Source organism: Porphyromonas macacae DSM 20710 = JCM 13914 (assembly GCF_000379945.1).
Taxonomy (GTDB): Bacteria; Bacteroidota; Bacteroidia; order Bacteroidales; family Porphyromonadaceae; genus Porphyromonas; species Porphyromonas macacae.
Genome location: NZ_KB904136.1, coordinates 36,984 through 56,172, shown reverse-complemented (window position 1 = coordinate 56,172; position 19,189 = coordinate 36,984). Strand labels below are relative to the sequence as shown.

Genomic DNA, 19,189 nt, shown 5'->3' with positions numbered 1-19,189 from the left:
GCAAATTTAGTGTTTATTCTTCAATATGCAAGTAATCAGTTGCTTATATTCAGTCAATTTCGCATCAGAGGTCAAACTCTTATTACGTTCCGACACCAATCCTCTACTTTATCGACAGCTAAATATACGACTGAAACTTTGCCGATACATACAACTATCTGCCGGTTGGTACACCACCGCCTTGTCCGCCCTGAACTCCCTGTTTATTACCTCCATTCATCAGGTCATCATTAACGATACCGCGGCTTACCTTCTTGATTTGCTGCTTCATTTGTCCGAAACTGTAACGTACGGAAAAATAAATCGAACGAGCGCTCAAATTGGTAAAATGCGAATTCGTTTCAAACCCCTGCCCTTTAGATCCGGATTTATAGGTAACCTTAGACCTGAACGGCTCACTCAAAGTCAGGGATAAGTTCAGCTTCTCATTAAACAATCCTTTGCTTAATGTCATGGCAGAAAAATAATTCGAGGTGTTTTTCTGCTGAAAACCGGCGTTGGAGAAAAAGCCGCCGACCAAAAAGAGGTTCCACTGTTTCGGCATGGTAAACTGCGTACTCAAAAAGGCCATACTCCCCCACCACTCGTCGCTGCTTTTTACAGATACACTGTTGAGATAATTATATGAGGTATTGCCCTGAGCGAAAATACGCAGCCAGGCCCATGGTGTATAATTCCCGAAAAGACTAAAAGTAACACTTCGGCTTTTACCCAAATTACCGTAAGTCGTTTGTAGCAGTTGAGGATCTTTGTCATCCGTAAAAGTATAGGACTGAATAGCATTATTACTAAACGAATAAGTCACAGAAGAGTTAAATGTAAATTTACCGCTGAAACGATTATAGGTAAGCCCCAGATTATGATTGCGCTGAGCCTCCAATTCCGGATTACCGAACCGCACCGAATAGGCATTTTGCTGATTTCTGTACGGATTCATCTGTGTAACACCGGGCCTTCTTATTCTGAAGTTGTAATTCAAAGAAAACTGATTATACAAAGATGGGTTATAATTGATCCGTATCTGAGGTACCCAATCCAAAAAAGAATTCTTAAAATCGGCTTCGGACCGTTCCTTATATTTAACACTCAGTTTTCCGCCTTCCAAACGTACCCCGGCTTTCGTACTTATTTTACCTGTCCATTTGGAAGAAACCGAAAAATAAGCCGCATAGATATCCTGATTGTAATTCATAATCCCGGCATTTTTATCCTGCCCGTAAAGTGAACCGGGAACAAATGCCCCATCAGGCGAGTATCTGATCCGATACAACGGTTCGCTCTGAGACCTGCGGGCAATGTATTTGACTCCGGATTCAAGATTGTGCTTACGGGCTCCGAAGAGCGGCTTTGTGTAATCCACCTGTGCTGTATGCTCATTCATCGAAGCCTCGTTCTTTGAAAATTGCTCCGCATATTTATCAGGAAGCAAGTTGCCGCTTACCGGATCCAGCTGTTCGCGCATCAAGTTGTCTTTGGAATTATTCGGTGCATGATCGAACCGATAACTTATTGTCAGAAGTTCCCCCGGAGTAGAAGTAGCATGCTGAAAGTCCGCATTTACAGTCAGATTGCCTCCATCCATATCGGCTATACTCTTTTGTCTGTACAACGATGCAATGGTATTATTCATCAATGTACGCTCGAAGGACCCGGAAGAAGAATTGCTACCCCAAATCAAACCATTTCCGGACAGAGAAAAAAGATTCAAAGAGTCTATCTCGAAAGTAAGAGTAGCATTGAAAAAATGGTAATAATTATTCATCTTATTAGTCCCCTCATTGATACTGTGCAGATTCGGAGTTCTGGTTTCAGACCACACCTCACTCTTGGGCATTCGCTGTTTACCCAGGTTATAATTGCCGGAAAGCCCCCACTTACCTTTCTTGGCATTGAGAAAAAGGCCGGAGTGCACCGAACCGTTGTTATCCACCGATCCGTTTAGAGAACCCGAAAAGCCCACCAATCCTTGCCCCGAATCGGTAACGATGTTCAAAATGGCGCTTCCGCTTTCTGCATCGAATTTCACCCCCGGATCAGTAATGACCTCCACATTCTTGATGGAGTTGGCAGGGATACTGCGTAAAACATCTTTTGCATTCTTATCCATCATTTTGCTCGGCTTACCATTAAGGTATATTTTGAAATCGGAAGAGCCGTTTACCTGTATATTGCCCTGCCCGTCCACCGTAACCAGGGGAACTTTCCTGAGCATCTTCAATAAATCCGAAGTTTTACTCTCCGGATCTTCCTTGATGCTGTAAGATATTTTATCCACATCCATTTTGACCAACGGACGGGCTTTTCTCACAGTTATACCTTGCAGATCGGTACTCTCGCCTGCCAAAACCAACTTGCCCAATGAGAAGGATGAAGAGCCCTCGGGAATAGAAAATTCCTTTTCCAAAGTTTTCATTCCGACAAACGACACAATCAGTTTGTAGCTCTTCGCCCGCGGCAGAGCAATTCTGAACATACCCTCATTATCCGTAATCTGGTTATAAGAAAGAGTGCTATCCTGTAAAGACGGCTTAATTCGCACCGTGGCAAAAGGAACAGAAGAACCATCAGACTCCACAATATGGCCTGTGGCTTTGGTTTCTAACTTCACGTTCTTCGAGGAATTTTGGGCATACAACACATGCCCGACAGAAGACAGCAAAAAGAATGCCCCTAATATCAATCTCTTCATACCTTATTAATATATTATAAAATTCAATGACTACCTGCGTTCTACATAAGTAGTACACCAAAGATAAGAATAAATTCATTAAAACAAAATAAAATTCACTCCAACCCATTATAAAGAAAAAGGGTATAACCCATATCAGCCAATTTCAGCAAAAACAAGAAAAGGATTGTGTCAACGACCTCTTTGCAACCATAATACCGAGCAAACCCGAATCGGACATAATATGCTCTCTTTCAGAACTTTCCATTATAAAAAGAATCGTTCTCCAAACAAACAAAAATTCTCTGCCTGATGGTTGAAAATTCTTCAGGCAAAGAAAAAAAATCCAAGTTAACTTCGTTGAAAATCCGTAGCGCTAAGAGTTTTCAACCATCAGGCAGAAAATTTTTCAGTACACCTCAAGTTTCTCCAACGCTATTTTTAATAAAATATAAAATACTGATAAAAAAGCAGTTAAATAAAAGGTATCACCGGCAAACGGTAAAATCGAAATTTTCACACGAAAATCTTTTATATCATTTCATTTATATGCCTTCTCTCTTCTCTTCAAATAAACAGAACTATGATTATCCATAAGGAATAAAGAAGAAAAGCACCCAAACACTTTGTCAGTAAAAACGGAAATAAACAAACAATCACACATAAAAATAAAAAATTGGATAGCAAAACGATTGCTTATTAAAAAAACATTATTATATTTGTTACGTGGTTTTTTCATAATAGTATTAGATTTAAGGTTAACAATGCAACAAAAGGGATGTCGGGAGACATCCCTTTTGTTTCTCCGTACACGGATAACACATAGTCACAATTATCGAGAAAAAGCCTTTTCTTCACTTACTCTTTGCTCATAAAATTGTTAAAATCATACCGGATTACTATTTTTGTAACAATCACTCTAAACCATAAATATTTTCAGAAAAAAGATCATCCGAACAGAGATGCCCGGAGATAAGATTACAGATAATAAAAATAAAACATAAAAATTCCCTTTTTAACGATGAACACAGAAACAAAAAACCGTGTATTCCCTCTGAGGCGGCTTTCAAACCTGCGCCCCAACGGATCCGTATTATTGTTCGGAGCAGCTATTCTTGCCATACTGCTGGCTAATTCGGCATGGCATGAAAGTTATCAGCAATTCCTAAACCAAAAGATTGTTTTGAGTGTGGGCGGCTACAGCCTATTCGAACACAACGGACAAAACATGACCCTTTTGCAGTTTGTCAACGATGCTTTAATGGCTGTTTTCTTCTTCCTCGTAGGGTTAGAAATCAAGCAGGAAATTCTGGTAGGAGAACTCTCCAGCCCCAAGAAAGCCTTGCTTCCTGTTATAGCAGCCGTTGGGGGAATGATCGTACCGGTATGCGTGTTTTATATCATAGCCCATGACCATCCGGCTTCTTTGGGTGCTGCCATACCGATGGCTACGGATATCGCATTCGCTTTGGCCGTTCTGAGCACATTGGGCAAGAAGGTACCGTACAGCCTGAAAATCTTCCTAACGGCTTTGGCCGTAGTAGACGATATCGGGGGCATCATCGTTATAGCCATTTTCTACTCATCCCATTTCTCTTTCATGCCTCTACTCATCAGCCTGCTCATTCTTGCCATCATCACACTGGCAGGACGTGCCGGAGCCAACAACCACGTGTTTTACTATGTGATGGGCTTTATTGTTTGGACTCTTTTCCTCGAAAGCGGGGTACATGCTACCATTGCCGGTGTACTGCTTGCCATGTGCATACCGGCCAAACCTAAAGTAAACTTTCTGAAACTCCCCGTAGTATTAAGAGAACTTACTGACTCGCTGCCGAGAGAGGAACAGAAAACAAAAGCCGAAGCCGTTGTACTTTCCGAACATCAGCAACAAGTTATCAATACCATCAGATTGCGGAGTGCAAGAGCCATAAGCCCCCTGCAAAGCATTGAAGCGGAACTCTCTCCATTTGTAAACTTCTTTGTGTTACCTCTTTTTGCTTTTGTAAACAGCGGGGTCACCTTCGGAGGTATCACGGCCGAACAGTTGCTGCACGTGCCTCTGGCTATTTTCTTAGGATTACTTGTAGGAAAGACATTGGGTATCTTCGGGTTCACATGGCTAAGCATCAAGACTTCATTTTGTAAAGCTCCCACAGGCATGACCATAAAAAACCTGTTCGGCGTTTCCATTTTCGGCGGTATCGGATTTACCGTTTCTTTATTCATCGCCAACCTGTCCTACGGTGCCAAAGGCTATATGGATCTGCTTAACGAGGCCAAGATGGGTATCTTTGCCGGAACGATCGTGTCGGGTTTCTTAGGTTATATTATCTTGAACCTCATCCTAAGAAAGGAACATAAACGTGAAATGGAGGCACAAGCCAAAACCGAAGGAACGGAAGCAACAAAATAGTTTTTTTGTAACAAGCAGAATGCTGAGAGGGGCTGTGTCAAAATTGGATTTTGGCTCAGCCCCTCTCAGGTGCGTAGAGAAGTAACCTTTTCGCAAAGGCTGCAAATAACTTACCTTTGTAAAAAATAACAGACTTATGGATTCTACGAGAATTAGCAAAATAAACCGTTTGGTTCAGAAAGAACTGGGAGAAATATTCAGAGAGCAAACGTCGGCGATGCCGGGTGTGCTCGTTTCGGTAACATCAGTAAGCGTAAGTCCCGATCTAAGCATAGCCCGCGTGAGGCTGAGCCTTTTTCCGGGAGACAGGAGCGAAGAACTGCTTAAAAGCATCAAAGCAAGTACGAAACAAATCCGTTACGAACTGGGAACACGTGTAAAAACTCAATTGCGCCGGCTACCGGAACTGACTTTCTTTATCGACGATTCTCTGGACTATCTGGAACACATCGATGAGTTGCTAAAGAAATAAACTCCGGCCGTCTTCTTCTATCATGGCTTTCCCTTTCTTTGTAGCATGGCGCTACCTTTTCAGTCATAAACGACTGAATGCCGTCAACATCGTGTCGGCTATTTCTGCCGTTGCCGTTGGAATCGTTTCGATGGCTTTAGTCTGCGTGCTCTCCATATTTAACGGATACGAAGAACTTATCATGCAGCAGAGCAGTCTCCTGGATCCGGATCTGCGCATCGAACGGGCAGAGGGCAACACATTTTCCATTCACACCCCGGGCATACCGGAAGGACTGAAAACATCGGGCATAGCTGCATACAGTCAACGCCTGGCAGCACAGGGACTGGTACGCACGAAATACGGCGAGCAGGCTACAGGATTGATAGGCTACGACAGCCTCTGGCACAATGTAGTAGATCTAAAAAATGCCATAACAGAAGGAAGCCTGACCCAACGAACCCCTGACGGACAGAAAGCGCTGGCCTCCGGATTCGAATTAGCCTTGCTTCTGAATACGGGTGTGGACTTTGCCGACCCCGTACATATATACGTCCCCAACCGTTTGGGCATGATCAACCCGTTGGCGCCGATGTCTGCTTTTCGCCACACTTGTGGTTATATTACTGCCACTCTGGAAGGAGATCGCAATAACTACGATGTAAGCAACAGTCTTTTTATGCCTGTCGAAGACCTGCAAAACCTGCTGGGTTATGAATCCGGCGAAATAAACAGCATAGAAATCAGAGTGGCAGAAAATGAACGACCGGAACAAGTACAAAAAAAACTGCAAAAGGTTCTGGGTAAAGAATTTGCAGTGCTCACACAAACAGAACAACACCCGGAAATAAAAAGGCTCGTTTACGTAGAAAAATGGATGAGCTTTCTCATCCTCATCTTCATCCTGTTGCTTGCAGCCTTCAATATCATCAGCAGCCTCTCCATGCTGCTCATCGAAAAAAAACAGGATGCAGACACCATGGCCTCCATGGGAGCCACACCCCGGCAGATCAAACGAATCTTTATTATCGAAGGCACACTGATCAGCATGCTGGGCGCTGCAGGAGGTATCTTTTTAGGCATACTCATCTGCCTGATACAGCAAAAATACGGTATTATCACCTACAGTATCGGCATGGTATCGGTTCCTTACCCGGTAAGAATTGAGGCTGTGGATATGCTGATCTGCGCAGGTACCATCATCCTATTATCTCTAATCTCGGCCTTCTACCCCGTCCATTTTTTCGGCAGACACTGGCACCGTTAAATATAAAAACGGAAAAACTCTTCTTTTTAATTGTTTATTACGCAAGCTTTATCTACATTTGTTACGCTAATAAATAATTATCAGCTAACATACAATTAGTTAGTATCTATGAAATCCACAGAAATTTTGTCAGCCCTCGAGGCTCGTCACCCGGGAGAGAGCGAATTCCTCCAGGCAGTGAAAGAAGTTCTTCTATCTATTGAAGACGTTTACAACCAACATCCGGAATTTGAGAAAAACCGCATTATCGAACGTCTGGTAGAACCGGACCGCATTTTCACTTTCCGTGTGCCCTGGGTTGATGACCAAGGCGATATTCATGTTAACATCGGTTATCGCGTACAATTCAACAACGCCATCGGCCCGTACAAAGGCGGTATCCGCTTTCACCACACGGTAAACCTCTCTATCCTGAAATTCTTGGGATTCGAACAGACATTCAAAAATGCATTGACCACTCTGCCTATGGGCGGTGGTAAAGGTGGTGCAGACTTTTCTCCGAAAGGTCGTAGCGAAGCCGAAATCATGCGTTTCTGCCAAAGCTTCGTAACAGAGTTGTGGCGCAATATCGGTCCTGACACGGATATTCCTGCCGGAGACATCGGCGTAGGCGGTCGCGAAGTAGGCTATATGTTCGGTATGTACAAGAAACTCGCTCGTGAGCATACAGGTACGTTCACCGGTAAAGGCTTCGAGTTCGGCGGTTCACGTTTGCGTCCTGAATCTACAGGCTTCGGAGCTGTTTACTTTGTACAAAATATGTGTAAAGAAAACGGCATCGATTATAAAGGCAAAACATTGGCGATCTCCGGTTTCGGTAACGTTGCCTGGGGTGTTGCTCAAAAAGCCACCGAGCTTGGCATGAAGGTCGTTACCATTTCAGGCCCTGACGGCTATGTATACGATCCGGACGGTATCAATACTCAAGAGAAATTCGACGCTATGGTCGACTTGCGTAACAGCGGCAACGACGTTGTATCCGACTACGTTAAGAAGTTCCCCAATGCAAAATTCTTTGCAGGTAAGAAACCCTGGGAGCAAAAAGTAGACTTCGCAATGCCTTGTGCTACACAAAACGAGATGAACGAAGAAGACGCCAAAATGTTAGTAGCCAACGGTGTAACACTGGTTGCCGAAACATCAAACATGGGTTGTACGGCCGAAGCCAGCGAATACTATGTTGAGAAAAAAGTAATCTTCGCTCCGGGTAAAGCTGTTAATGCCGGCGGTGTTTCCTGCTCCGGTCTCGAGATGTCTCAAAATGCTATTCACTTGTCTTGGAGCAACGAAGAAGTTGACGAACGTCTCCACACCATCATGCGCGATATCCACGAGCAATGCGTAGAATACGGTCGTGAAGGCAACTATATCAATTACGTTAAGGGTGCAAACATTGCAGGCTTCATGAAAGTAGCGAAAGCAATGGTGGCTCAAGGAGTTATCTAATCCTCTTCACCTTAAATAAATTAAACCTCCGTGGAGTTTTTCACGGAGGTTTTTTGTTCTTATCCCTGTTTTACAAAAAGAAATCCCCAATAAAGTATTTCATGAAAACGGGAAACAACAAGATTTTTCAATAGAAACAGTACGGATATATTGGATTAACAAAAAGTTTACTATCTTTGCAGCGTTCTCAAAGAGAGAATATATATGGTGGTTGTAGCTCAGTTGGCAGAGCACTGGATTGTGGTTCCAGGTGTCGCGGGTTCGAACCCCGTCTTCCACCCCACCGAAGGGGCTGTGTCAAAAATGAATTTTGACGCAGCCCCTTTTAGGTTTGTCAGAATGCGTAAAGTACAAGGCACAAAGACTGAGGCTCAAGGGATCGTACTGAATTACGCGTACGAAGCCGAATGTCGCAAGCAACGTGGTAATTTGAGCATGATGACAAATCGTATTTTTATTTTATCTTGGTATACGTCAAAACAACTGTGTTTTGAAACTCTACCGAAGAAGTCGGCATAAAATTTACACTACCCTAAAACACCGCCCCGTTATGCACAGAAATAAATATCTTCAGACTCTCTTTTTATTTCTGGCTCCGATATGGAGTTTCCCGACTATCGCACAAAATGTGTATCCTTTTTCTTTTCATACCTCCGACAGCCTGGCTCTACCAGCATTAAAAGAGCTGTTATTTGAGAAACTTCCGCATGCAACAAAGCATTCATCAGAAGAAGTGCTGGAACTGCTCATTGCAGGAGACATTATGACACATGGACCGCAAATCAAAGCAGCTCTACGGGAAGATAGCACGTACTCTTTCGACGAATGCTTCAGTCTGGTCTCTCCGATCATCAATAAAGCCGACATCGCTATCGGAAATCTTGAGACGACATTAGGTGGCAAGCCTTATAAAGGTTACCCCCAGTTCAGCAGTCCGGACGAACTTGTAAACGCTCTTGTAAAAGCCGGATTCGATGTATTGACTACAGCCAACAATCACGCTGCCGACACCTACCGGAAAGGAATAAGGAGAACCATTGAAGAATTGACGAAACAGAAGGTCTTCACCACAGGAACGTTCCTTGACAAAACAGATAGAGAAAACCGCGCTCCGCTGATATTACCGGGTAACGGTATCAAAATAGCCATTCTTGCCTATACATACGGAACAAACGGGATAGCAGTTCCTCCTCCTGCAGAAGTAGCATTGATAGATACTGCCGTTATACGCAAGGAGGTGAAAAAAGCACAAAATATGGGAGCTGACTATATTTTAACGATGATACACTGGGGAATAGAATATGCAACAGAGCCAGGCAGAGCACAGATAGAAACAGCTCAATTTCTGCATGATATCGGAGTGGATGCCGTAATCGGTTCGCATCCGCACGTGGTACAACGCTCGGAAATCATACCTGCAAATGTACATAACAGAAAACAAACATTCGTACTTTACTCCTTAGGGAACTTCATCAGCAATCAGAAAGACACCCCCTCACGCGGTGGCCTAATGCTCAAGCTCCGGCTCGTTCGTCCTTACAAAAAAGCACCGATACGCACAGAGCCATCCTATCAGTATGTATGGGTAAATAAAGAAGACAACACGGGCAAAGCCCATTATAAATTATTTCCCATAAAATTAAACGACAATCCGCCAAAAGATTTACCACTTCATGACTATACAGCTTTCTCGAATTTTCAAAAAAGATACCAAAATATCCATCTGACAGAAAAAGCGACGAATACGTTCGTAATCATTCCTCCTTTACATCCGGTCGACTTGCAGGAGGTTATAAAAAATTAGGCATAAGACGGATTTCTTCTTTCCTGCCGGCGTTTACGGATACGCTCGGCCAAAACAATCGTATGCTTGAGATATGGCATCTCGTTCTTCAGAAGTTCGCTGAACGTTTGTCCTTTAAGCATCTCCATAACCTGATCCACAGGCCACCACTTGCTTTCAGACGGATTGCAGCACATCGTCAACAAATCAGGCTCGGCCACCTGCACGGCATAAAGATGCACCTGACAGGAAACCTTACCACGCTCGACATTGTAAGTAACCAAATGGCGGGGACAGGATCGCTTCACTCCGCAAAACCGTTCATCGATCAATGCCTGGGCAACCTCATCGGCACATCCATTGCCTTTTATCCAATCGGTAAAAGGAGTATCGATACAATCGCTGTCACACAGATCGCAAAGCTCACGATGTTCAAGAAATATCATATCATTACACAGAGCAACGAGCCTTACCATAGGCAACTGTGCAGATTGAATCATGGAGCCTATATCGTCCAGATCGGATCTCGGTACACGTCCCACAGGATTACCGCTGTTATCGACCAAAGGAAGCCACTCTTCCTTTTGAAGTTTCGACTTTACCATACTAAGGCTTACAACCTCAATAATATAACTCAACCACATTACTCCGGCCACTACCGATGTCAGCAGAAATTGCACAGGCGGGGCTTCGTATCTGCCATACCGCAAATAAATAGCCAAAATACCGGCAAAAGCTACAATGGCAAATAATCGCAAACGTTTGCAGATGCGTTCGTGCTCCACCATCACCAACCGCTTGTGAAGCATCTCTTTGGAAAAATCGGATATACTCATTCCCGGCATGCGGTTCTCTCTGCGCAAAAAACTCTGTGCTGCCGAGATTAGCACACAAAGGGCCAAAATAAGCCCCTGAAAATACAAAGGATGAACAACAGCTCCCTGAATACCGACAAACAACAGGCAAGACAGCGGCAGGACAAAGGAAGACGTTATCATAGTCGGCATGGAGGATAATGACTTACGGCGTATAACAAACCACAACAGACCAGACAGCCATACGGCTAACGAAACAATAATCGAAACAGATAGAGAAAAGATCACCGGTAAAGTCAACAACAACATCACCGGTAATAATCCGCTCAGCGGATTGGAACTTAACAAAGGATTTATATGAGGAGTACGATCCATTACTATATATTACATTCTTTATATACTATTAACACCAACTTCTTACAATCAGTTCAGACAACCACGCTTAAAAAACACTTCTTACACCGGTATTTTCTAGCATTGTGAAATATCAATAGGTTATAAACAGTACACGTCACACAGAAAAAGTGTAGATGAAATAAATTAATAAACTGTTCATTTTAATTATCGATTTAATGTAAGCCTGCAAGGTTTTTATAACTTTGTAAATAATCTCTCGTTAAAGATTTCTTATGAATAAAATTTTACGTTCTCTTTTCTGTATTCTTATTATAAGCATTGTAGGCACATCGTGCGAACACAAAACAAAGGGAAACACCGATAAACTAACGATTGCTGTCAGCATCACACCTCAGCAGGAGCTTCTACAAATCCTTGCAGATACATTGGTGAATATCTGGACAATTGTGCCGGAAGGAAAGAATCCGGAAATATACGACCCCACACCACAAGAGATGCGCAAACTATCAGACTGCAATGCCTATTTCTATGTAGGCGATCTCGGTTTCGAAACGGCATGGTCCGAACGTATCGGGAAATTGAACAATCGCATCCGGATATTCAGGTTGACACCTCCCCATCACCATCACGAAGGAGAGCATCACCGTCATGACGAATGCGACCCGCATGTATGGACGAGCCCCGACGGTATCTATCTGCTGGCTGAAAATATGCTGTCGGCTCTGTGTACGATAGACCCCGAAAATGAATCGGTTTATGAACAAGGGATGCAAAGGCTGTCAGAAAGCATAAACAGCGTCAGAAACAAAGTGAATGAAACATTGAAAGAAGTAACGAACAAAGCCTTTGTAATATATCACCCCTCACTGACCGGTTTTGCTCGGGAATTCGGTTTCAAACAACTGACAATAGAACAAAACGGTAAAGAGCCAACACCCGAAGACTTAAAAAGAATTGTCGACGAAGCGAAATCGTTAAACGTTAAAGTGGTGTTCATCCAAAAAGAATTCAATACCGAGCTGGCAATGAGCGTGGCTAAAGAAATCGGCGCAGAGATCGTAAAAATAGAACCGCTTTCCGCTAATTGGCAGGAACAAATTCTATCCATCTCAAAAGCTCTGGCACAACATAAATGATGAATCTTCCCCACCCTATACTTAAACTTAATGAAGCTTTCTTAGGTTATGGCAAACAGATCGTTCTTGGCCCTGTCAATCTAACCGTACAACGCGGTGAACATATTCTGATAACCGGACCCAACGGAGGCGGAAAAAGTACATTTCTGAAAACGGTGCTCGAACTAATCCCTCTTTGTGGAGGTTCGCTACAATATTTTGATTGCGGAGGCAAACCGACTGACAGTTTAAGCACAGGCTATCTGCCACAAATCAATACGCAAGACCGCTCTTTTCCAATCTCACTCAGTGAGGTCATAGATTCGGGGTTAACAAAAGGGAATAGAAAAGAACGCAAGGCTCGCGTAGAAGAATTGCTCGACGTGATTGAAATGCGTGCACTGGCCGATCGTGCAATCGGGAAGCTAAGTGGCGGACAGCTTCAAAGAGCTTTATTAGCACGTGCTCTGGCAGCTTCTCCCGAATTGCTCGTACTGGATGAACCCATGAGCTATTTAGATCAGAAATCAAGAGTTCTCTTTCAGCAGTTACTACATAAACTTGCACCCGAAGGGACAACGATTCTTTTGGTTACACACGACTATCCGCAAGAAACCAATCTCTTCAACTGGAGAAATATCGCCATAGGAGAATAACAGCTCCTCTCTTTCTACAACTCTTTAGTACAGGAAGTTACTCTGCTTCCTTTTCGAACAATGAATCGGAATTTGTCTGTTCAATCATAAACAAATCCGGTCGGCTAAGCTCTCATCACTTAACCGGCCGGACTTTATTTTATCCTCTAAAAGGATTCGATTACAAACGCACAATACCGCTGAAGCCCATAAATGCCATAGCCAAGATGCCGGCACAAATCATGGCAGCAGGTATACCTTGCATGGCTTTAGGCAAAGAGGTCTTGGCCAGCTGCTCGCGAATACCGGCAAACACCACCATTGCCAAAGTAAATCCGATGGCTGTCGAAACGGCATACACGAGACTCTGCAAGAAATTGAAATCTTTTTGAATAACCAGAATAGCCACTCCCAATACGGCACAGTTCGTGGTAATCAAAGGTAAGAATACACCCAAAGCCTGATATAGCGAGGGAGAAACTTTTTTCAGAATAATCTCCACCATCTGCACCAAAGCAGCAATAACCAGAATGAAGGCTATCGTTTGCAAATAACCCAAATTATTGGGGTCCAGAACATACTTCTGTATCAAAAAGGTTACGATAGTGGCAATAGCCATTACAAATGTAACGGCAGCACCCATACCCATAGAAGTATCGACTTTCTTGGATACGCCAAGGAAAGGACATATTCCCAAAAATTGTGCCAGAACGACGTTATTTACAAAAACCGCCGAAATAAATATTATCAGATAATACATAACTGTTTTCCTGTTTTAATGTTAAGCTTTCTGTTTGTTGCCAATAGCCGTAACCAATCCTAACAGCAACCCCAAAACCAAGAAAGCACCGGGAGCCAGAATAAAGATTAGAGAGCCATAATTCTCGGGATAAAGAGTAACTCCGAAGAATTTGCCCGTACCTAATAATTCACGCACAAAACCCAAAAGAGTTAAAGACAGGGTAAAACCAAATCCGATACCGACTCCATCGAAAACAGAGTGCAAAACATCTTTCTTGGCGGCTACAGATTCGGCACGTCCCAGCACGATACAGTTTACCACAATCAAAGGAATAAACAAACCCAAACTTTTATATAAAGCGGGAACATAGGCTTGCATAATCATTTCGAGCACCGTTACGAAACCGGCAATCACCACAATGTAAGCAGGAATACGAACCTGATCCGGAACCAGCTTTTTAATCAGGGAGATTACGGTATTGGAGCAGATAAGCACGAACATCGTAGCCAGTCCCATGCTCATTCCGTTAATAGCCGACGAAGTGGTAGCCAACGTAGGACACATACCAAGCAACAATACAAAAGTAGGGTTCTCGGTAATAATTCCGTTTTTAATAATTTTAATTGGATTCATTATTCATTCCCTCCTTCCTGTACTTTAAGAAATGCGTTATATGCGCGATTGATGGCATCGGCAAAACCGCGACTGCTAATCGTTGCGGCCGTGATGGCATCCAGTCTGCCGCCATCCTTGGAAACAGAAAGAGCTTTTTCTTCTTTCATATTCACACCGCGAAGGTCTTGAATATTTCCGGTTTTAGAAGGCTGATGAAACCATTCCTGCATCTTAGAACCCAAACCGGGAGTCTCGGCATGCTGGAGTATAGTGTAATCCACCACCTTGCCCTCGGCATCGAATCCGACCATAACGGTAAAACGGCCGCTAAAGCCATTGTTCGTATAAGTTTCAACGGCATAACCGACAGGAGCTCCGTCTTTGGTCGCCGGATAGAGGTAAACAGAATCTGCTTCTCCCTCTAAAAGAACGGACATGCGCGCTTCCGAAGGATTATTGTCAAAAGCAGGAGTAACAGCCTTGATAGCACTGATTTTGGCATTCGTCTTCGCCTCTGCAATAGGCTTGGCTGTCAATTGATGCATTCCGCCGAGGACAGCTGCTACAAGGATACAGATACCCGTAAGCGAAAGCAACATATTTGGAAGAGTTGATGCGAGCTTTTTCATTACTTGGTGCCTCCGAAATGTTTAGGTTTAAAGTAATTGTTAATCAACGGAGTAAAAGCGTTCATAATCAGGATAGCAAATGAAACACCCTCCGGATATGCTCCGAAAAGACGAATCAACACTGTAATCAGACCGATAAAACATCCGTATATCAATTGGCCGCTCTTAGACATCGGCGAGGTTACATAATCGGTGGCCATGAAAACGGCACCCAACATCAAACCGCCGGTACAAAGATGGAACCAGGGTGAAGGATAAAGTGCGGGATTTATCAAATACATCAATCCCCCAAACACAAACACCGTACCCAATATGGAAACCGGAATATGCCATGTGATGACCTTCTTCCACAGCAAATAGACAAGCCCCAAAAGAAGAGCTGCGGCACTGATTTCACCCAGAGAACCGCCATGAACCCCCAGGAACATATTCAAAACCGAAGGCATTTGATCCCAGCTTGCACCCGGCGCACCGTGGATAATACCTTTCATCAGGCCGAGCGGCGTAGCTCCCGTGGCAGCATCCATATAAGAGCCCAACTGCTGGGGTGCAGGCCACATGGTCATCTGAGCCGGGAAAGAAATCAAAAGGAACACACGACCCACCAGAGCAGGGTTAAAAATATTTCCCCCGAGACCGCCAAAAACCATCTTACCGAGGCCGATAGCCATCACAGCACCGATAACCACAATCCACCAGGGTAGATTGGAAGGCAGGTTCATGGCCAGCAACACACCGGTCAGGATAGCAGAACCATCGGCAATGGTAGCCGGGCGATTAAGCATAAAACGGGTAATCAGATACTCCACCAATATGCACACAAGCACACTGATAAGCATGACCACAGCAGCACCCAGACCGAACTGTATCAATGAAACAGCATAGGCCGGAATAAGTGCTACGAGCACCGCATACATATTCTTGCTAATGGAGTCGCCGCTATGTACGTGCGGCGAAGGAGATATAATCAGTTTGTTTTCCATAAGGCTTATTTCTTTCTTGAACGGATAATACCCATTACCGTTTGTTTACCCTGGCGGATATAGTCTAACAATGGGCGATTTGCAGGACAAGTAAAGCTGCATGAACCGCACTCGATACAGTCCACCACATAGTTTTTCTCTGCAGTCTCCCAGTCCTTGTACACCACATCGCGCATCAGAAACGCCGGGTTAAGCCCCATGGGGCATACATTCACACACTTGGCACAACGTATACAGTTTTGCATGGGCTTGCGTGTAGCCTCTTCTTTCGTTATCAGCAATACGCCGCTGGAACCTTTGGTCAGCGGCACATCCGTTGAAACCAAAGCTTTACCCATCATCGGGCCTCCGCCGATAACCTTGCCCGTATCTTCCGGCATCCCCCCTGCAGCTTCGATAATCTGAGCAATGGGAGCACCGATACGAATACGATAGTTTGCAGCATTTGCCAGTTTCTTACCTGTAACGGTACAGATACGTTCGAATAGAGGCTTGTTTTTCTGAACGGCTTCATACACGGCAAATACCGTTCCCACGTTTTGCACCACAGCTCCTTCGGAAATAGGAAGGGCACCGCTCTTAACCTGCCGTTTCATCACAGCATCGATGAGCTGCTTCTCACCCCCCTGCGGATATTTTACCTTCAAAGGCATTACCTCTACTCCGGAATAAGAGGCCGCTAAAGCTGTCATATGTTTGATAGCCTCAGGCTTATTGTTCTCAATGCCGATTACCGTTTTGGTCACACCCAAAGCCTTCATCAGGATTTGCACGCCGACCATAATTTCCTCGCCCTTGGCCATCATCAGTGCTTCATCGGCTGTCAAATAGGGCTCGCATTCCACTGCATTGATAATAAGCATCTCGGCTTTATTACCAGCCGGGATAGACAGCTTGACATGGGTAGGAAATGTTGCTCCTCCCATACCCACAATACCGCAATCGGTGATACGGGCAACGATTTCTTTGGCATCCAAAGAGATTTCCCGAACAAGCTCCGGGCTGCGGTCAATGGATGGTTCCCACTCGTCGCCTTCGACGGCAATCACCACGCAAGGTTTTTTATAACCGCTGGCATCGTAGATGGTATCCAGTTTTGCAACCGTACCCGATACCGGGCTGTGAATATTAGCAGAAACGAAACCTCCCGCTTTGGCAATCAGGGTGCCGACTTTAACTTTATCGCCTTTGGCCACACAAGCTACTGCAGGTGCTCCGATATGTTGCCCCAGAGGCACTGTGGCAGTCTTTGGCAGAGGCAAATCTACGATAGGCCTGCCTGCCGAGATTTTATTTTCGGGTGGATGAATACCCCCGAGTCGAAATGTGTTTAACATATTACTTATGCCTCTTTTGAGTTAGTATTCGTATTCTCCGGCGTTGTGGTGCCATTGGCAGTCACTGCGGCTTCCGGTTTGGCCGGTGCGGGAACACCACCTTCTGCCGGTGTTTCGGGTTTTGGTTTGCGAGGAGGAAAATTCTCTTCATGAATAGCATGCGTAGGACAAACCTCCACACACTTACGGCACAAACGGCACTTCGTGTGATCGATGTAAGAAAGGTTATTTTCAATGGTAATAGCCTCGAAATTACACTGTTTCAAACAGAGACTGCAACCGATACATGCGTTGGCACAAGCCTTCTTGGCCACACCTCCTTTGTCCTTGTTTACACAAGAAACAAATACGCGACGATTTTTAGGCCCTTTCTTGCGAAGCTCGATAATGCTCTTGGGACAAGCTTTCACACACGCACCACAAGCTACGCATTTGTCTTCCAGCACCTCCGGCAGCATCGTTTCTCTGTTGATGTGAATAGCATCGAAATCACAAGCTTTGACACAGTCGCCCAAACCGAGGCACCCGAAACTGCAATCGCTTTCACCTTTGAATAAAGTAGAAGCAATAGCACAACTTACAGCTCCGTTGTAAATATTTGTTTTGGGTCTGGCTTCGCAGTTGCCGTTGCAGCGTACCACTGCAATCATCGGGTCTGCACCGCCCGCAGCTACACCCATAATCGTAGCAATCTGATCCATTACAGGATTACCGCCCACAGGACAGCGCAATCCACTCAAATCTTCACTCTCTGCACAGGCTTTGGCAAAAGCAGAGCAACCGGGAAAACCGCAACCGCCACAGTTTGCCTGAGGCAATACGGCCGATATTTCACCGATACGAGGATCTTCCTTAACCTCGAATTTCTTCGAAATAAAGTAGAGCAGGACGGAGCCTAAGGCACCGATAATGGCCAGTACAATAATCGTAGTTAGCATAGTTCACACTCTATATTTAATTATGCATTTATTTTCTCTATTGAATAGCGCATGGTATTACGTAACCTGGGTTCTGCCAACCGAAGCAACAAATAATAAACAGTCACAGAAACCAAAGACATCAAAGCAGAAATCCCATCGTTGAGCCGAAAGAAAAGCGTGCAGACAAAAACAGTAATCAACAACAGGAGTATGGGAATAACGAAAGATAAAAGCACTGCTTTCCGCCCCATAGACGGCACTGCGTAGATATTGACCATATCGCCGGGTTTAAAATCACCGGAGGGCGTATTTATATCCAAAATACGCTCTTTGCAATCGGCACTCGAGCAGAAACCCGCAGCATGGCAACCGGCACACGCACTCCGTTGCTCCACAAGTACGCTAACCACGCCGTCGACAACACGGCTAACTTTACCCACACTCAACAATTCCTGCTTCATCTAATCGTTTAGTTTTATTGATGAGACACCCGGCTGCCAACAGCAAGCCTATTTCGACCGCACATAAGTGATTTTATCGATATTATACTAAGGCCAAAAACAGTATCACGTTCAATTGACTACAAAAGTACATAATTTTATCTATTTACTTACATCGGATCAAGAGCCAAAAGCAGGCAAAGAAAAGAGGTTTTCCTTTATAACACAAAATATGTTCGCTCAGCAGAGAACAATCTTTACAGCCTGCTATGATCAGACACAAAAAATAAAGCAAAAGGAAATCGAAAGATTTATCATCTTTTCCTCAAAAAACAGACCGCTGCCTGATAGCTCAAAAACGAAGTTAACAAGAAAAAAAATCCAAGTTAACTTCGTTGAAAATCGGTAGCGCTACGGATTTTTATCCATTGCCTGAAGAATTTTCAATTGTCAGGCAAGAATTCCAAAGGAGCCATAAGTAAATGATTCAGAGCATCATACAAACAATAAGAATATCCTTTCTTAAAAAAAGAGTTCTCCGTTTTTACTTCTGTTTTTCGGAGCTTTTCT

General features: G+C 44.2%; 16 protein-coding genes and 1 tRNA gene. 8 read left to right on the top strand and 9 right to left on the bottom strand.

Annotated features, from left to right (window positions below; translation table 11 throughout):
• Positions 1 to 154: 154 nt before the first annotated feature.
• On the bottom strand, positions 155 to 2,689 hold the full coding sequence (locus A3GI_RS0105915) for an outer membrane beta-barrel family protein (protein ID WP_018360549.1): 2,535 nt from the start codon (positions 2,687 to 2,689) through the stop codon (positions 155 to 157).
• Between the two features lie 1,000 nt (positions 2,690 to 3,689).
• Between A3GI_RS0105915 and nhaA the strand changes: the two genes are divergently transcribed.
• The 6 genes from nhaA to A3GI_RS10715 all read left to right on the top strand — a co-directional run bounded on the left by nhaA (position 3,690) and on the right by A3GI_RS10715 (position 10,052).
• Complete coding sequence (gene nhaA, locus A3GI_RS0105905) at positions 3,690 to 5,084, top strand: Na+/H+ antiporter NhaA (RefSeq protein WP_018360547.1); 1,395 nt, start codon at positions 3,690 to 3,692, stop codon at positions 5,082 to 5,084.
• 136 nt (positions 5,085 to 5,220) lie between these two features.
• Positions 5,221 to 5,556, top strand: coding sequence for a 30S ribosome-binding factor RbfA (gene rbfA, locus A3GI_RS0105900; RefSeq protein ID WP_018360546.1), 336 nt, complete (start codon positions 5,221 to 5,223; stop codon positions 5,554 to 5,556).
• A gap of 22 nt (positions 5,557 to 5,578) precedes the next feature.
• Positions 5,579 to 6,802, top strand: coding sequence for an FtsX-like permease family protein (locus A3GI_RS0105895; protein WP_018360545.1), 1,224 nt, complete (start codon positions 5,579 to 5,581; stop codon positions 6,800 to 6,802).
• A 108-nt stretch (positions 6,803 to 6,910) separates the two neighbouring features.
• Entirely contained in the window at positions 6,911 to 8,248 is a 1,338-nt protein-coding gene (gdhA, locus tag A3GI_RS0105890; protein WP_018360544.1) for an NADP-specific glutamate dehydrogenase, read from the top strand.
• A gap of 207 nt (positions 8,249 to 8,455) precedes the next feature.
• Positions 8,456 to 8,531 (top strand) — tRNA-His (locus tag A3GI_RS0105885).
• Between the two features lie 267 nt (positions 8,532 to 8,798).
• Positions 8,799 to 10,052 carry a CapA family protein gene (locus A3GI_RS10715; protein ID WP_018360543.1) on the top strand — a complete coding sequence of 418 codons (1,254 nt, stop codon included), beginning with the start codon at positions 8,799 to 8,801 and terminating at the stop codon, positions 10,050 to 10,052.
• On the opposite strand, the gene A3GI_RS0105870 is transcribed toward A3GI_RS10715, so the two are convergent.
• A complete protein-coding gene (locus A3GI_RS0105870) occupies positions 10,049 to 11,221 on the bottom strand; it encodes a hypothetical protein (protein WP_018360542.1) in 1,173 nt (390 codons plus the stop codon). The genes A3GI_RS10715 and A3GI_RS0105870 overlap by 4 nt on opposite strands.
• A 254-nt stretch (positions 11,222 to 11,475) precedes the next feature.
• On the opposite strand from A3GI_RS0105870, the gene A3GI_RS0105860 reads away from it, so the two are divergent.
• Both A3GI_RS0105860 and A3GI_RS0105855 read left to right on the top strand, forming a co-directional pair.
• Positions 11,476 to 12,339, top strand: coding sequence for a metal ABC transporter solute-binding protein, Zn/Mn family (locus tag A3GI_RS0105860; protein ID WP_018360541.1), 864 nt, complete (start codon positions 11,476 to 11,478; stop codon positions 12,337 to 12,339).
• Entirely contained in the window at positions 12,336 to 12,974 is a 639-nt protein-coding gene (locus A3GI_RS0105855) for a metal ABC transporter ATP-binding protein (RefSeq protein ID WP_235304056.1), read from the top strand. Before A3GI_RS0105860 ends, A3GI_RS0105855 begins: the two co-directional genes overlap by 4 nt.
• 160 nt (positions 12,975 to 13,134) lie before the next feature.
• Here A3GI_RS0105855 and rsxA read toward each other — a convergent pair whose 3' ends face one another.
• The 7 genes from rsxA to A3GI_RS0105820 are packed head-to-tail and all read right to left on the bottom strand — an operon-like array spanning position 13,135 to position 18,640.
• Positions 13,135 to 13,713 carry an electron transport complex subunit RsxA gene (gene rsxA, locus A3GI_RS0105850; RefSeq protein ID WP_018360539.1) on the bottom strand — a complete coding sequence of 193 codons (579 nt, stop codon included), beginning with the start codon at positions 13,711 to 13,713 and terminating at the stop codon, positions 13,135 to 13,137.
• A 21-nt stretch (positions 13,714 to 13,734) separates the two neighbouring features.
• Complete coding sequence (locus A3GI_RS0105845) at positions 13,735 to 14,328, bottom strand: RnfABCDGE type electron transport complex subunit E (protein ID WP_018360538.1); 594 nt, start codon at positions 14,326 to 14,328, stop codon at positions 13,735 to 13,737.
• The gene (locus tag A3GI_RS0105840; protein WP_025079416.1) at positions 14,328 to 14,939 is read right to left on the bottom strand and encodes an RnfABCDGE type electron transport complex subunit G; all 612 of its coding nucleotides are present in this window, start codon (positions 14,937 to 14,939) and stop codon (positions 14,328 to 14,330) included. Before A3GI_RS0105840 ends, A3GI_RS0105845 begins: the two co-directional genes overlap by 1 nt.
• Complete coding sequence (locus tag A3GI_RS0105835; protein WP_018360536.1) at positions 14,939 to 15,922, bottom strand: RnfABCDGE type electron transport complex subunit D; 984 nt, start codon at positions 15,920 to 15,922, stop codon at positions 14,939 to 14,941. Before A3GI_RS0105835 ends, A3GI_RS0105840 begins: the two co-directional genes overlap by 1 nt.
• 5 nt (positions 15,923 to 15,927) lie before the next feature.
• A complete protein-coding gene (gene rsxC / locus A3GI_RS0105830; protein ID WP_018360535.1) occupies positions 15,928 to 17,259 on the bottom strand; it encodes an electron transport complex subunit RsxC in 1,332 nt (443 codons plus the stop codon).
• A 5-nt stretch (positions 17,260 to 17,264) separates the two neighbouring features.
• Positions 17,265 to 18,197: a Fe-S cluster domain-containing protein gene (locus A3GI_RS10710; protein WP_018360534.1), complete on the bottom strand. Its 933-nt coding sequence runs from the start codon at positions 18,195 to 18,197 to the stop codon at positions 17,265 to 17,267.
• A gap of 20 nt (positions 18,198 to 18,217) precedes the next feature.
• Positions 18,218 to 18,640 carry a SoxR reducing system RseC family protein gene (locus tag A3GI_RS0105820; RefSeq protein ID WP_018360533.1) on the bottom strand — a complete coding sequence of 141 codons (423 nt, stop codon included), beginning with the start codon at positions 18,638 to 18,640 and terminating at the stop codon, positions 18,218 to 18,220.
• Positions 18,641 to 19,189: the final 549 nt, after the last annotated feature.